At 59.6% G+C, this 14,613-nt stretch carries 14 protein-coding genes; 10 read left to right on the top strand and 4 right to left on the bottom strand.

The window, feature by feature from the left end:
* Window positions 1-59: 59 nt before the first annotated feature.
* From ACM6J5_RS22190 to ACM6J5_RS22180, 3 genes are all read left to right on the top strand, one after another.
* Window positions 60-1,418 (top strand): nucleobase:cation symporter-2 family protein, encoded by a 1,359-nt coding sequence (locus tag ACM6J5_RS22190; RefSeq protein ID WP_095945221.1) that lies wholly within the window; start codon window positions 60-62, stop codon window positions 1,416-1,418.
* Between the two features lie 167 nt (window positions 1,419-1,585).
* Window positions 1,586-2,371 carry an outer membrane protein OmpK gene (locus tag ACM6J5_RS22185; RefSeq protein WP_095945220.1) on the top strand — a complete coding sequence of 262 codons (786 nt, stop codon included), beginning with the start codon at window positions 1,586-1,588 and terminating at the stop codon, window positions 2,369-2,371.
* A gap of 377 nt (window positions 2,372-2,748) precedes the next feature.
* Window positions 2,749-3,534, top strand: coding sequence for an outer membrane protein OmpK (locus ACM6J5_RS22180; RefSeq protein ID WP_095945219.1), 786 nt, complete (start codon window positions 2,749-2,751; stop codon window positions 3,532-3,534).
* 114 nt (window positions 3,535-3,648) lie between these two features.
* Here ACM6J5_RS22180 and ACM6J5_RS22175 read toward each other — a convergent pair whose 3' ends face one another.
* The gene (locus ACM6J5_RS22175) at window positions 3,649-4,821 is read right to left on the bottom strand and encodes a patatin-like phospholipase family protein (protein ID WP_095945218.1); all 1,173 of its coding nucleotides are present in this window, start codon (window positions 4,819-4,821) and stop codon (window positions 3,649-3,651) included.
* 164 nt (window positions 4,822-4,985) lie between these two features.
* On the bottom strand, window positions 4,986-5,918 hold the full coding sequence (locus tag ACM6J5_RS22170) for a lipid A biosynthesis lauroyl acyltransferase (protein ID WP_095945217.1): 933 nt from the start codon (window positions 5,916-5,918) through the stop codon (window positions 4,986-4,988).
* Between the two features lie 118 nt (window positions 5,919-6,036).
* Between ACM6J5_RS22170 and minC the strand changes: the two genes are divergently transcribed.
* The 7 genes from minC to ACM6J5_RS22135 all read left to right on the top strand — a co-directional run bounded on the left by minC (window position 6,037) and on the right by ACM6J5_RS22135 (window position 12,907).
* The gene (minC, locus tag ACM6J5_RS22165) at window positions 6,037-6,774 is read left to right on the top strand and encodes a septum site-determining protein MinC (protein WP_095945248.1); all 738 of its coding nucleotides are present in this window, start codon (window positions 6,037-6,039) and stop codon (window positions 6,772-6,774) included.
* Between the two features lie 202 nt (window positions 6,775-6,976).
* Window positions 6,977-7,789, top strand: coding sequence for a septum site-determining protein MinD (gene minD, locus ACM6J5_RS22160; RefSeq protein ID WP_007974946.1), 813 nt, complete (start codon window positions 6,977-6,979; stop codon window positions 7,787-7,789).
* A gap of 3 nt (window positions 7,790-7,792) precedes the next feature.
* Window positions 7,793-8,047: a cell division topological specificity factor MinE gene (minE, locus tag ACM6J5_RS22155; protein ID WP_007974947.1), complete on the top strand. Its 255-nt coding sequence runs from the start codon at window positions 7,793-7,795 to the stop codon at window positions 8,045-8,047.
* 141 nt (window positions 8,048-8,188) lie between these two features.
* The gene (locus ACM6J5_RS22150; protein ID WP_046037585.1) at window positions 8,189-8,824 is read left to right on the top strand and encodes an RluA family pseudouridine synthase; all 636 of its coding nucleotides are present in this window, start codon (window positions 8,189-8,191) and stop codon (window positions 8,822-8,824) included.
* Window positions 8,825-9,037: 213 nt separating this feature from the next.
* Window positions 9,038-10,327 carry a M18 family aminopeptidase gene (locus ACM6J5_RS22145; RefSeq protein ID WP_095945216.1) on the top strand — a complete coding sequence of 430 codons (1,290 nt, stop codon included), beginning with the start codon at window positions 9,038-9,040 and terminating at the stop codon, window positions 10,325-10,327.
* Between the two features lie 171 nt (window positions 10,328-10,498).
* Window positions 10,499-10,675, top strand: a complete 177-nt coding sequence (locus ACM6J5_RS22140; protein ID WP_172435382.1) for a hypothetical protein — start codon at window positions 10,499-10,501, stop codon at window positions 10,673-10,675.
* A gap of 126 nt (window positions 10,676-10,801) precedes the next feature.
* Window positions 10,802-12,907 carry a mechanosensitive ion channel domain-containing protein gene (locus tag ACM6J5_RS22135; RefSeq protein WP_414929346.1) on the top strand — a complete coding sequence of 702 codons (2,106 nt, stop codon included), beginning with the start codon at window positions 10,802-10,804 and terminating at the stop codon, window positions 12,905-12,907.
* An 82-nt stretch (window positions 12,908-12,989) separates the two neighbouring features.
* Here the strand turns inward: ACM6J5_RS22135 and ACM6J5_RS22130 are convergent, their stop codons facing one another.
* The gene (locus ACM6J5_RS22130; RefSeq protein ID WP_095945214.1) at window positions 12,990-13,538 is read right to left on the bottom strand and encodes a hypothetical protein; all 549 of its coding nucleotides are present in this window, start codon (window positions 13,536-13,538) and stop codon (window positions 12,990-12,992) included.
* A gap of 183 nt (window positions 13,539-13,721) precedes the next feature.
* Window positions 13,722-14,435 carry a UTRA domain-containing protein gene (locus tag ACM6J5_RS22125; RefSeq protein WP_095945213.1) on the bottom strand — a complete coding sequence of 238 codons (714 nt, stop codon included), beginning with the start codon at window positions 14,433-14,435 and terminating at the stop codon, window positions 13,722-13,724.
* Window positions 14,436-14,613 lie beyond the last annotated feature (178 nt).

Below are 14,613 nucleotides of genomic sequence, written 5' to 3'. Positions count from 1 at the left end.
ACAGCTGCCGGCAGCACTGCAGCTGTAAATCACAAGAATAAAAAGATCCGAGGTGTTGCATGTCCGAGCTATCCGAAGCGCGCATCCCCGACGCACCCGCCATTCAGCGTTTGCCCCTCTTGCAACTGATCCTGGTCGGTTTGCAACATGTTCTGCTGATGTACGGTGGTGCCATCGCGGTACCGCTGATCATCGGGCAGGCCGCTGGCCTGAGTCGTGAAGAAATCGCCTTCCTGATCAACGCCGACCTGCTGGTGGCGGGTATCGCCACCATCGTCCAGTCCCTCGGCATCGGCCCCATGGGCATTCGCATGCCGGTGATGATGGGCGCCAGTTTCGCCGCCGTCGGCAGCATGGTCGCCATGGCCGGCATGCCCGGTATCGGCCTGCAAGGGATCTTCGGCGCGACCATTGCCGCCGGGTTCTTCGGCATGCTCATCGCCCCGTTCATGTCCAAGGTCGTGCGCTTCTTCCCGCCACTGGTGACCGGGACGGTCATCACCTCGATCGGTTTGTCGCTGTTCCCCGTGGCCGTGAACTGGGCCGGCGGCGGTGCCAGCGCCGCTCAATTCGGTTCACCGATCTACCTGACCATCGCCGCCCTGGTACTGGGTACCATCTTGCTGGTGCACCGTTTCATGCGCGGCTTCTGGGTCAACATTTCCGTGCTGATCGGCATGTGCCTGGGCTATGTGCTCTGCGGCCTGCTCGGCATGGTAGACCTCAGTGGCATGGCTCAGGCGCCATGGCTGCAATTTGTCACCCCGCTGCACTTCGGCATGCCGAAATTCGAACTGGCGCCGATCCTGTCCATGTGCCTGGTGGTGGTGATCATTTTCGTCGAGTCCACCGGGATGTTTCTGGCGCTGGGCAAGATCACCGGCCAGGAAGTCTGCCCACGGATGCTGCGGCGCGGTTTGCTGTGCGATGCAGGCGCCTCGTTCTTCGCCGGTTTCTTCAACACCTTCACCCACTCCTCCTTCGCCCAGAACATCGGCCTGGTGCAGATGACCGGCGTGCGCTGCCGTTCGGTGACCATCGTTGCCGGCGGGTTGCTGATCGTGCTGAGCCTGTTGCCCAAAGCCGCGTTTTTGGTGGCGTCGATTCCTCCGGCAGTACTGGGCGGCGCAGCGATTGCGATGTTCGGCATGGTCGCCGCCACCGGGATCAAGATCCTGCAGGAAGCGGACATTGGTGATCGTCGCAACCAGTTGCTGGTGGCGGTGAGCATCGGCATGGGCCTGATCCCGGTCGTACGCCCGGAATTTTTCGCCCACCTGCCCGTGTGGATGAGCCCGATCACCCACAGTGGCATCGCCATGGCCACCCTCAGCGCGCTGACGCTGAACCTGTTGTTCAACATCCTGGGTGGCGCCGAACGCGCGGCCATCAACGACTGTCACGCTCACCCGCACTAAGTGAGACACCACAACCCCTGTAGGAGCGAGCCTGCTCGCGATGGTCGCTAACGATAACGCGTGTTTTCTGGATAAACGCGGCGCTCTGTAGTTCATCGCGAGCAGGCTCGCTCCTACAGGGGCAGGGTTGCCTGCGCCTTAAAAATAAAAACAAGAGGGAGCAACAGATGATTCGGACACAAACCAACCTGCTGTTGGGTGCCGGCCTGCTGGCCGCGAGTCAGGCCATGGCCGGCGACCTGCTGCTGTGGCAGACCAACAGCCTGAGCTACTTGTATGGCAAGGATTTCGTGGTCAACCCGCGCATCCAGCAGACGATAACCTTCGAACACGCCGACCGCTGGAAGTACGGCGACAACTTCATGTTTATCGACAGCACCTACTACAACGGCGAGAAAGACCGAAACAAAGGCGTTCATGCCTATTACGGCGAATTCAGTCCGCGCCTCTCCTTGGGCAAGATCCTCGACCGCCGTTTCGAATTCGGCCCGATCAAGGACGTGCTGCTGGCCATGACCTACGAGAACGGCGAAGACGACACCGAGGCCTACCTGATCGGCCCCGGTTTCGACCTCGCGGTACCGGGCTTCAACTTTTTCACCCTGAACTTCTACTATCGCCAGACCGAAGGCTCGCGTCCCGGCGATGACGTCTGGCAGATCACACCGGCCTGGTCCTACACCCTTCCATTGGGCAGCTCGAACCTGTTGATCGACGGCTACATGGACTGGGTCGTGGACAACGACCAGAACGACCACGGCACTTATCACGCCAACCTGCACTTCAACCCGCAGATCAAGTACGACCTGGGCAAGGCCATGGGCTGGCGGGAGAAACAGGTGTACGTCGGCGTCGAATACAGCTACTGGAAAGACAAGTACGGCATCGAAAACAGTTCCAGCTTCGACACCAATGAAAACACCACCAGCCTGCTGGTAAAGGTGCACTTCTGATGCTGCCCCGCAACCGTGCCCCAAGCCTGTCGTCGGTGCGCCGTTGCGGAGCACTTGAGACCTGGCCGAGGAGTCAGTATTCTCCGCGGCCGCCCGAATCCGGTTTAAAAAAAAGCCCGGATGTAAAACCTGACCAGAAAGCCAACTTACCCCGGCTCTGGCAGGCACCAAGGCACCCCAAAACCCCTCTCAATCGACCGCTCCTGAGCCGCCGAACGGGAGTTTTTTTGCTTTCTGAAAGCCTTGGCCCAGCTCTTGCTAACAGCATTAAAGCTGACCGAATGGATGACTTTTTACCGCTACATAAACAGGCGCCACACCAGAGTGCCGACCTTAAAAAAATAACGTGGAACCACCTACTTTTTGGGAGCAACCGAATGAAACGTACGTGCACTAGCCTGATGCTGGCGGGATCGATGCTGGCCGGGGGCCAGGCCATGGCCGGCGATTTGCTGCAGTGGCAGAACAACAGCCTGAGCTACCTCTATGGCAAGGACTTCCAGGTCAACCCGCGCATCCAGCAGACGGTGACCTTCGAACACGCCGATGGCTGGAAGTACGGCGACAACTTCTTCTTCATCGACAAGATCTTCTACAACGGCAAGGAAGACCATTTCGCGGGCGAGAACTCCCACTACGGTGAGCTCAGTCCGCGCCTGTCGTTCAACAAGATCTTCGACCAGAAGTTCGAGTTCGGCCCGATCAAGGACGTGCTGCTGGCCATGACCTACGAGTTCGGCGAGGACGATACCGAGTCGTACCTGATCGGTCCTGGTTTCGACCTGGCCATCCCGGGCTTCGATTACTTCCAGTTGAACTTCTACAACCGTCACACCGAAGGCGACCGCCCGGGCGACGACATCTGGCAGGTCTCGCCGGTCTGGTCCTACACCATTCCGGTGGGTGGCTCGGACGTGCTGATCGACGGCTTCATGGACTGGGTGGTCGACAACGACGTCAACAGCAAAGGCGAGTACCACGCCAACCTGCACTTCAATCCGCAGGTCAAATATGACCTGGGCAAGGCATTGAACCTGGGTGCCAAGCAGCTGTACGTGGGTGTCGAGTATGACTACTGGAAAAACAAGTACGGTATCGAAGACAGCCAGGGATTCAAGACTGATCAGAGCGTGACCAGCTTCCTGGTCAAGGTTCACTTCTGATCATGTAGGAGCGAGCTTGCTCGCGATGGACTAGAGAGCGCCACGGGATGTCAGGCTCCCAGCGTCATCGTTAACGTCCATCGCGAGCAATCTCGCTCCTGCAGACTGCCTATCTCAAACCGAAAGCACAGGCTCCGCCAATCCGAGAAACCGGCACAACTCGCCGCGCTTGGCCAACGCATCCCGTCGCCCCAGCTCGATCAACTCGCTGCAATACCCCGCCTCGAACAGCAGATAACTCAGCACCCCTGCCCCGCTGGTCTTGGTCGCACCCGGCCCGCGCAGAAACAGGCGCAACGCCGCCGGCAACTCCTGGCGATGGCGCGCGGCAATCTCATCGATCGGCTGGCTCGGTGAAATCACCAACACGTCCACCGGGGCCACGCCCAACGCGCGGATGGGCGTACCGTCGGGCATCAGGTGACTGAACTGGTTCAGGCGCTGCAACAGCTCGATGTCGCTTTCCAGGCTGTCAATGAACGTACTGTTGAGCATGTGCCCGCCGATCTGCGCCAGGGTCGGCTGCTGACCGGTGTAGCTGCGCAGCAAGGGTTGTTGCGGGTCGACTCCACGGGGGTTGCCGCTGACGCCCACCACCAGCACCCGACTGGCGCCCAGATGCAGCGCAGGACTGATCGGCGCCGACTGACGCACCGCGCCATCACCGAAATACTCTTCGTCGATTTTCACCGGAGCGAACAGCAGCGGAATGGCCGAGCTGGCGAGCAGGTGTTCAACGGACAAGCGAGTAGGAACGCCGATGCGGCGATGGCGCAACCAGGCATCGATCTTGCCGCCGCCCTCATAGAAGGTGACTGCCTGGCCGGACTCATAGCCGAACGCGGTGACCGCCACCGCATGCAATTGCTTCTGTGCGATCGCCTCGGCGATGCCGCCCATCTGCAACTTGTCGTTGAGCAGATCCCGCAGTGGCGAACTGTTGAGCAACGCCACCGGCACCTGGGTACCGATGCCGAGCAAACTGTGGCTGACAAAGCGGCTGGCCTGGCGAATCACCCCGGGCCAGTCGCTGCGCAACACCAGATGACTGCGAAAGCCCTGCCAGAAGGCCGTCAGGCGTTCGATGGCGTTACGAAAGTCCATTGCACCGCTGGCGAGGCTGACGGCGTTGATCGCGCCCGCCGAGGTGCCGACGATCACCGGAAACGGATTGCGGGCCCCCGGCGGCAGCAATTCGGCAATCGCCGCCAGCACCCCGACCTGATAGGCCGCCCGAGCCCCGCCACCGGAAAGAATCAACCCTGTTACCGGTTCAACTGGACTCATGCACAACTCTCCATGGTGCTTGATGGGATTTCGTTGTTTCGACTTGTTCCCCTGTAGGAGCGAGCTTGCTCGCGATGGTCATGAAAACGCCGCGGGGTGTCAGGTGCCCCGCGTTATCGTTGGCTACCATCGCGAGCGAGCTCGCTCCTACAGGGTATCGGGGTTCAACGACGTTTGGCGTACAGCTTGGGCTCGCCCGGTGGACGGCTCTTGAAGCGGCGGTGGGCCCACAGGTATTGCTCGGGATGCTCGCGCAGAACGCTTTCGATCCACTGGTTGATGCGAATGCAGTCCTCTTCTTCGGTTTCGCCGGGGAAGCCTTCGAGCGGCGCATGGATCACCAGGCGATACCCACTGCCGTCCGCCAGACGTTCCTGGGTGAACGGTACCACCAGCGCCTTGCCCAGCCGCGCAAACTTGCTCGTGGCGGTGACAGTCGCAGCCTGAATGCCGAACAGCGGCACAAAAACACTTTGCTTGGCGCCGTAGTCCTGATCCGGTGCGTACCAGATCGCCCGGCCCGAACGCAGCAATTTGAGCATGCCGCGCACGTCTTCGCGTTCTATCGCCAGCGAATCGAGGTTGTGTCGCTCGCGGCCCTGGCGCTGGATGTAGTCGAACAGCGGATTCTTGTGCTCGCGGTACATGCCGTCGATGGTGTGCTGCTGACCGAGCAACGCCGCGCCGATTTCCAGCGTCGTGAAGTGCAGGGCCATCAGGATCACGCCCTTGCCTTCGCGCTGGGCCTTTTGCAAATGCTCCAGCCCTTCGATATGAGCCAGGCTCGCCAGGCGCTTGCGCGACCACCACCAGCTCATCGCCATTTCAAAGAAAGCGATGCCGGTGGAGGCGAAGTTTTCCTTGAGCAGGCGTTTGCGTTCGGCGGCGGTTTTTTCCGGAAAACACAGTTCCAGATTGCGCTTGGCAATGCGCCGTCTGTCGCCGGCCACCCGATACATCAAGGCGCCCAGGACACGGCCGACCCACAGCAGTGCCGGATACGGCAACTGGACGATCAGCCACAACAGCCCCAGGCCACACCACAGCGGCCAGAAACGTGGAGATAGAAATGCTTTTCGAAAACGCGGGCGGTCCATTAATGCTTCCGGAATGACAATGGCCGCGCATTCTACATCGTTCGACCCGGCTTGCGGCCCGCGGGCGTTCTCGTTATAAGTCTCGGCACTTTTAGTGACAAGTCGTTGTATGCCGACCATGAGCCAAACCGAACCGCTAGACCAAGATCCCGTGTTCCAGTTGAAGGGCAGCATGCTGGCCATTACGGTGCTGGAACTGGCCCGTAACGACCTCGAAAGCCTTGATCGGCAACTGGCCGCCAAGGTCGCCCAGGCGCCCAACTTCTTCAGCAACGCGCCGCTGGTACTGGCCCTGGACAAACTCCCGGCCAGCGAAGGCGCGGTCGATCTGCCAGGGCTGATGCGCGTCTGCCGCCAGCATGGCCTGCGTACCCTGGCGATCCGCGCCAGCCGCATCGAAGACATAGCCGCCGCCATCGCGGTCGACCTGCCCGTGCTGCCACCGTCCGGCGCCCGGGAGCGTCCACTGGACCTGACCGAAGGCGAACCGAAGAAAAAACCGGAAAAACCGCCCGAGCCGACCATCAAGCCGACGAAAATCATCACCTCGCCGGTACGCGGCGGCCAGCAGATTTATGCCCAGGGCTGCGATCTGGTGGTGATCTCCTCGGTCAGCCCGGGGGCGGAACTTCTCGCCGATGGCAACATCCATGTATACGGCCCGATGCGTGGTCGCGTGTTGGCCGGCGTCAAGGGCGACACCAAGGCGCGGATTTTCTGTCAGCAAATGAGTGCTGAGCTGATTTCCATCGCCGGGCATTACAAGGTTTCCGAAGATCTGCGCCGCGACCCTCTATGGGGTTCGGGTGTGCAGGTCAGCCTGTCCGGCGACGTGTTGAACATCATTCGGCTTTAACGGATACTGCCGCATTTTCCAAGCATCTCTAAAACGTAGCGAAAACGGCTCAAACGAAGTAGGAAAAAGGCCGAAAGCAGTGTTTACCGGGGGTAAACGCCGCTCAAAACCGGATTCCAGCCAAGGCTGTCCGACTGCAGTAGTTTTTCAGGAGATGTTTTTCAGGGACTGAAAAGTCCTTTTTCCTTAGGGGTGAAACACCTTGGCCAAGATTCTCGTGGTTACATCCGGCAAGGGTGGTGTGGGTAAGACCACCACCAGCGCCGCTATCGGTACCGGCCTCGCTCTGCGCGGCCACAAAACAGTGATCGTCGACTTCGACGTGGGCTTGCGTAACCTCGACCTGATCATGGGTTGCGAGCGCCGCGTGGTGTATGACTTCGTCAACGTGGTCAACGGCGAAGCCAACCTGCAACAGGCCCTGATCAAAGACAAGCGCCTGGAAAACCTCTACGTGCTGGCCGCCAGCCAGACCCGCGACAAAGACGCGCTGACCGTCGAAGGCGTGGAAAAAGTCCTGATGCAACTCAAGGAAGACTTTGAGTTCGTGGTCTGCGACTCCCCGGCGGGCATCGAGAAAGGCGCCCACCTGGCCATGTACTTCGCCGATGAAGCGATCGTCGTGACCAACCCGGAAGTCTCCTCGGTACGTGACTCCGACCGCATGCTCGGCCTGCTGGCGAGCAAGTCCCGTCGCGCCGAACGTGGCGAAGACCCGATCAAGGAACACCTGCTGATTACCCGTTATCACCCGGAACGTGTGAGCAAAGGCGAAATGCTCGGCGTAGAAGACGTCAAGGAAATCCTTTCGGTGACCCTGCTCGGCGTGATCCCTGAATCCCAGGCGGTGCTCAAGGCATCCAACCAGGGTGTTCCGGTGATTCTCGACGACCAGAGCGATGCCGGCCAGGCCTACAGCGATACCGTTGACCGCCTGCTGGGCAAAACCGTGGATCATCGATTCCTCGATGTACAGAAGAAGGGATTCTTCGAGCGCCTGTTTGGAGGCAACTAAGCAATGAACCTTTTTGACTTCTTTCGTGCCAACAAAAAGCAAAGCACCGCGTCGGTAGCGAAAGAGCGTCTACAGATCATCGTGGCGCACGAACGCGGCCAACGCAGTACCCCGGACTACCTGCCGGCCTTGCAGAAGGAACTGGTCGAGGTGATCCGCAAGTACGTCAATATCGGGTCCGATGACGTGCATGTCGCACTGGAAAGCCAGGGCAGTTGCTCGATTCTGGAACTCAATATCACCCTGCCTGATCGCTGAGTCGATCCGCCAGGAGCCACGGCGGTTGTAGGAGCGAGCTTGCTCGCGATGGTGTGTCAGCCACATTGATTTCGCTGACACACCATCGCGAGCAAACTCGCTCCTACAGCCGCCGTTGGCGTTTGTTACGAGGCTGTTTTAATGCCGTTGTCCAACATCCACATCATCCATCAGGATGCCGCCGTACTGGTGGTGAACAAACCGACCCTGTTGCTCTCTGTCCCTGGCCGGGCCGATGACAACAAGGACTGCCTGATTACCCGCCTGCAGGAAAACGGCTACCCGGAAGCGCGAATCGTCCACCGGCTGGACTGGGAGACGTCCGGCATCATCCTGCTGGCCCGCGACCCGGACACCCATCGCGAACTGTCCCGGCAGTTTCACGACCGGGAAACCGAAAAGGCCTACACCGCCCTGTGCTGGGGTCAGCCGGAACTGGACAGCGGCAGCATCGACCTGCCCTTGCGTTACGACCCGCCGACCAAGCCGCGCCACGTGGTCGACCATGAGTTCGGCAAACATGCGCTGACCTTCTGGCGCGTGCTCGAACGTTGCGGCGACTGGTGCCGCGTCGAGCTGACACCGATCACCGGCCGCTCCCACCAGTTGCGCGTACACATGCTCTCGATTGGCCATCCGCTGCTGGGTGACGGCCTCTATGCCCATGAACAGGCGCTGGCGGCCTGGCCGCGATTGTGCCTGCACGCAAGCATGCTCAGCTTCACCCACCCGCAAAGTGGCGAGCGCCTGCGCTTCGAGTGCCCGGCACCTTTCTAGGCACTTTACGCAAGACCCTGTGGGAGCGAGCCTGCTCGCGATAGCGGCCTTTCAGTCACATCAATGTTGGATGGGCCGACGCTATCGCGAGCAAGCTCGCTCCCACAGGGATCTCCTCCAGATTCAATTTCGATGACCAGCCCTACATTCAGTGCGACGCCATTTACCAGGCCAATACGTTAAACTGGCGCCACTGCTGTCTGGAGCTACCTTATGCGCGAAGAGTTGAACCAAGGCCTGATCGATTTCCTCAAGGCCTCCCCTACCCCGTTCCATGCCACCGCCAGCCTTGTCCATCGTCTGGAAGCGGCAGGCTATCAACGCCTCGACGAGCGCGAGCCGTGGAATACCGAAGCCAACGGTCGCTACTACGTCACCCGCAACGACTCTTCGATTGTCGCGATCAAGATGGGCCGCCATTCACCGCTGCACGGCGGCATTCGTCTGGTCGGCGCCCACACGGACAGCCCGTGCCTGCGCGTCAAGCCGCAACCGGAACTGCAACGCCAGGGCTTCTGGCAACTGGGCGTCGAAGTCTATGGCGGCGCGCTGCTGGCACCATGGTTCGACCGTGACCTGTCTCTGGCAGGCCGCGTAACCTTCCGTCGTGATGGCAAGGTCGAGAGCCAGTTGATCGACTTCAAGGCTCCGGTCGCGATCATTCCGAACCTGGCGATCCACCTCAACCGTGAAGCCAACATGGGTTGGGCCATCAACGCCCAGACCGAACTGCCGCCGATCCTCGCGCAATTTGCCGGTGACGAGCGCGTGGACTTCCGCGCGGTGCTTACCGACCAGCTCGCCCGCGAACACGGCCTGAATGCCGACGTGGTGCTCGATTACGAGCTGAGTTTTTATGACACCCAAAGCGCTGCGGTCATTGGCCTGCATGGCGACTTCATCGCCGGCGCACGCCTGGACAACCTGCTGTCGTGCTACGCCGGCCTGCAAGCGCTGCTGACGGCCGAGACCGACGAAACCTGCGTGCTCGTCTGCAACGACCACGAAGAAGTCGGTTCCTGCTCGGCCTGCGGCGCCGACGGCCCGATGCTCGAGCAAACCTTACGCCGCCTGCTGCCTGAAGGTGATGAATTCGTACGCACCATTCAGAAATCCCTGCTGGTGTCGGCTGACAACGCCCACGGCGTGCATCCGAACTACGCCGACAAGCACGACGCCAACCACGGCCCGAAACTCAATGCCGGCCCGGTGATCAAGGTCAACAGCAACCAGCGCTACGCCACCAACAGCGAAACCGCCGGGTTCTTCCGTCACCTGTGCATGGCTGAAGAAGTACCGGTGCAAAGCTTCGTGGTGCGCAGCGACATGGGCTGTGGTTCGACCATCGGCCCGATCACCGCCAGCCACCTGGGTGTGCGCACCGTGGACATCGGCCTGCCGACGTTCGCCATGCACTCGATCCGCGAACTGTGCGGCAGCCACGACCTGGCGCATCTGATCAAGGTGCTGAGCGCGTTCTACGCCTGCCGCGAGTTGCCGTAACAACCCTGTAGGAGCGAGCTTGCTCGCGAAGAACGTCAGGGCGCCGCGCTCATTCAGGCAGTCCCCATCATCGTTCACGCCCATCGCGAGCAAGCTCGTTCCTGCACACATCACACCAGCCGCATCAAAAGCGGCCTAGACTTCAAGTATCCCTTCGACAAGGCTGTCTCCATGATTTCGATGTCTACCTTCCACGCCATGTTGATTCCGATTCTTGCCGGGATGCTCCTGCTGGCCATCGGTTTCAACTTTCGCGATAAAAATGCCGGCGTGTTTGCCATGTGGATCGGCATGCTGACCATTCTCGCGACCGTGGTGATCAAGATCCTCGCCAAACTCAACGAATAATTCATCACCCTTGGCTCGCATTGATTTTGACGGGCTCGTACACTCGGTCGATCCGCTCCCTGCGAGGTTGACCGCCTAGTGTTCGCTCGTCTTTCTGCCCTCCCGTGTATTGTCCTTGTCTGCCTGATGACGCTGCTGTCAGTCGCGCCGGCCCAGGCGGCCGGCCTGCCGGGCCTGCTCAACAACCAGGCCAAGGCCCAGCCCGAAGCACAGGAACCGCTGGGGCAATCCCTGGACGAAGTGATCAAGTCGCTGGAAAACGACCAGCAACGCAGCAAGCTGCTGGCCGACCTGAAAAAGCTCCGCGACACCACCAAACAGGCCCAGCCGATTACCGAAGAAGGCGTGCTGAGCCTGATTGGCGGAACCCTGACCACTATCGAGAAGAAATTTACCGGCGACGACAGTCCGCTCACGCGCTGGTCCAGTGAGTTCGATCAGGCCAGGGAAGAACTGGCGGCGCTGGCGCTGCCGGCCAATGAATGGCTGCCCATGCTGTTCGCCTTCGCCATGATCCTGATGGTCTGGAGCCTGCTGGCCGCCGCCCTGATCTGGATCAGCCACCGCGTGCGGATGCGTTTCGGCCTGACCGAAGAACTGCCGCAACACCCCCGGGCCCTGGACATGCTGCGTTTTGCCCTGCGCAAACTCGGGCCATGGCTGATCGCCCTGGTGATCACGGTTTACATGAGCTACGCCCTGCCCTCGTCCCTGGGCAAGAGCCTGGCGATGGTGCTGGCCTATGCACTGGTGGTCGGCACCTGCTTCTCCGCCATCTGCGTGATTGCCTTTTCCCTGCTCGACGGCCCACACCGCCACCGCGCCTTGTACATCCTGCGGCACCAGGCGTTTCGACCGCTGTGGCTGATCGGCAGCTTTGCCGCGTTTGGCGAAGCACTGAGCGATCCGCAACTGGTCAACAGCCTCGGCAGCCATCTGGCCCACACCGCCGCAACAGTTGCCAATGTCCTGGCAGCGCTCTCCACGGGGCGCTTCATCCTGCGTTTCCGCCGGCCGATCGCCCACCTGATCCGCAACCAGCCGTTGTCCCGGCGCCTGACTCGCCGCGCGCTCAACGACACCCTGTCGATTCTCGGCACCTTCTGGTACGTGCCGGCGCTGGTGCTGGTGGCCATCTCCCTGTTCGCAACGTTCATTTCCGCCGGCGACACCAGCACCGCCCTGCGCCAGTCGCTTATCTGCACCGTCTTGCTGGTGCTGTGCATGGTCATCAACGGACTGGTACGCCGCCAAGGCCTCAAACCCCAAGGCGGTATCCGGCGCTACGCCGTGTATTCGGAACGGCTGAAAAACTTCTTCTACACCATCGTTCACCTGTTGGTGTGGCTGGCCTTCATCGAACTTGGCCTGCGGGTCTGGGGCATGTCGTTAATCCGCTTTACCGAAGGCGACGGCCACGAAGTCAGTGTCAAACTGTTCAGCCTCGCCGGCACATTGCTGTTCGCCTGGCTGATCTGGATTCTCAGCGATACCGCGGTGCATCACGCGCTGACCCGCTCGCGCAAAGGCCTGGCCAACGCCCGCGCACAGACAATGATGCCGCTGATTCGCAACGTGCTGTTCATCGCGATTTTTATCATCGCGCTGATTGTCGCCCTGGCGAACATGGGCATGAACGTCACGCCCCTGCTGGCCGGTGCCGGCGTGATCGGTCTGGCCATCGGTTTTGGTGCGCAGTCGCTGGTAGCCGACCTGATTACCGGGTTGTTCATCATCATCGAAGACTCCCTGGCCATCGACGACTACGTGGATGTCGGCGGCCATCTCGGCACGGTCGAAGGCCTTACCATCCGCACCGTGCGTCTGCGGGACATCGACGGCATCGTTCACACCATTCCGTTCAGTGAAATCAAAAGCATCAAGAACTACTCCCGGGAATTCGGCTACGCGATCTTCCGGGTCGCGGTGCCGGCCAACATGGACATCGACAATGCCATCAAACTGATGCGCGAAGTCGGCCAGAAAATGCGCACCGATCCACTGCAGCGGCGCAATATCTGGTCGCCGCTGGAGTTCCAGGGGGTGGAAAGTTTCGAGTCGGGCAATGCGATCCTGCGCGCCCGCTTCAAGACCGCACCGATCAAGCAGTGGGAGGTTTCGCGGGCGTTCAATCTGTCACTGAAACGGCATATGGATGAGGCTGGGCTGGATCTGGCGATGCCGCGAATGAGCGTGCAGGTGATGACAGCCGGCACAGGGTCACAAGAGTAATCAAACGAAAAGGCAGCATGGGAATAACCCAACGCTGCCTGATTTCACCTTAAAGAGCATTACGATTTGCCAGGCATCAACTTCAAGAGCCGGGTACTCCAATATTTTTAATGCTCAGCCCAATCGACACTGGCTTTGGAGAGTATGATTGTTTTTCAGAAATACTTTTCCAGCTATCCTCCCCGCTTGGCACTATATATTTAACAGTGTCCCGAATGGTCTCTACCTTGACTTTCTGGGCGGCTATCAGAAAGTTATAGAGTGTATCTCTATCATTGAAAGCATCATCCCCACCAAACTGCAGAACCGGCCCACCGTAAACTGTAGACAGATTAATCAAAGCGCTCCCAGCGGCAACACCACTCCACTCCATTGAGCCCGTCTCGGTATCTTGCAGATGAAAAATTGTCGGCTGAGCGCGTAGCACCAGATACCCTCTCTCATCGCAACTTACGCAGGCAGCCTGCTCCCCAGCCACATAGATACTGCAGTAACTACCTACAAAATTAAAATAAAACAGTGTTGGTTCGCCACCGTTCCATTGCGTTCCTATACTTCCATTTTCCAGCACCCTGACCGGGTACCCGGAAATATGCAGGGTGGCAGAAAATGAAAAAGTCGATGCTGTCATAACAATATCCTTATATAAATAGCTCCAATACCGCCTGTGTAGCGGCGCCCCTAAACCTACTCAGAAAACACAAACAAAAACAGCAAAACAGCGCATTAATTAATATCAATATTTAACCATCAGATCAAACACGCACTTGCCGCGCCTTAGCTCACGCTTACTTCACGAACAACTGAAGCAGAATCAAACCACATCCACACCGACATGAATCGCATCATGTCGCCAGAACTCCAGATCGCAGTCGATCAGGCGTTCATGCTGGTCATAGTTGACCCGGGCAATCCGCAGGCCCGGACTGCCCACCGATACCTTCAACGCCGCCGCCGCATCCACTGACAACGCCGTGGGCACAATCTCGAAGCGCACCCGCCCGTAGTGCAAGTCGTAATGCCGTGCATACAACTCGGTGATCGACTGATTCAAATCGAAATCGAGGATCCCGGGAAAGTACTGCGGGTTCAGATAGTGCTCCACATACAACACCAGTCGCCCGTCGATCCGCCGAGAGCGGCAGATCTGAATCACGCTCGACAGCGCCGGCAATTGCAGCCAGGCACACACCGCCGCCGAGGCCGGTTGCAATCGCGCTGAAATCACCTCGGTGGACGGCACCCGTCCCTGGGCGCTGACCATCGCGTGAAAGTGGCTGCGCTGCATGAGGTTGTAGGCCAGGCGCGGCGGCGAGACGAACCAGCCGCGACGCTCCTCACGATAAATCTGACCCTGTGACTCCAACTGCAACAACGCTTCACGCAAGGTGATCCGCGTGGTGCCGAACAATTCACTGAGCTTGCGCTCGGCCGGCAATTTGCTGCCGGGAGTCAACAGTCCGTGGTCGATCTGCTCCTGAAGCACCTGGCCGATGGCTGTTACCGTTTTTGTTGCCTCTTCACGCATCAATGTTTCCTTTCTGGACTAGACCAGCACCATTTCAGGGCAGAACCACAGCGTAAACCGGCTCATTCAATAGTCTGCAAGCGTAGGCAGTGCAGATGACCGCGATGTGACAAAGCTGCCCAACGGTCGCCATCCTCTGCCCTCAACAACCTGCAATTCATCGGCCAAGTCCCTTGCC

It is taken from the genome of Pseudomonas sp. IT-P74 (assembly GCF_949768175.1).
Classification (GTDB): domain Bacteria; phylum Pseudomonadota; class Gammaproteobacteria; order Pseudomonadales; family Pseudomonadaceae; genus Aquipseudomonas.
This window is presented reverse-complemented; position numbering and strand designations above follow the sequence as displayed.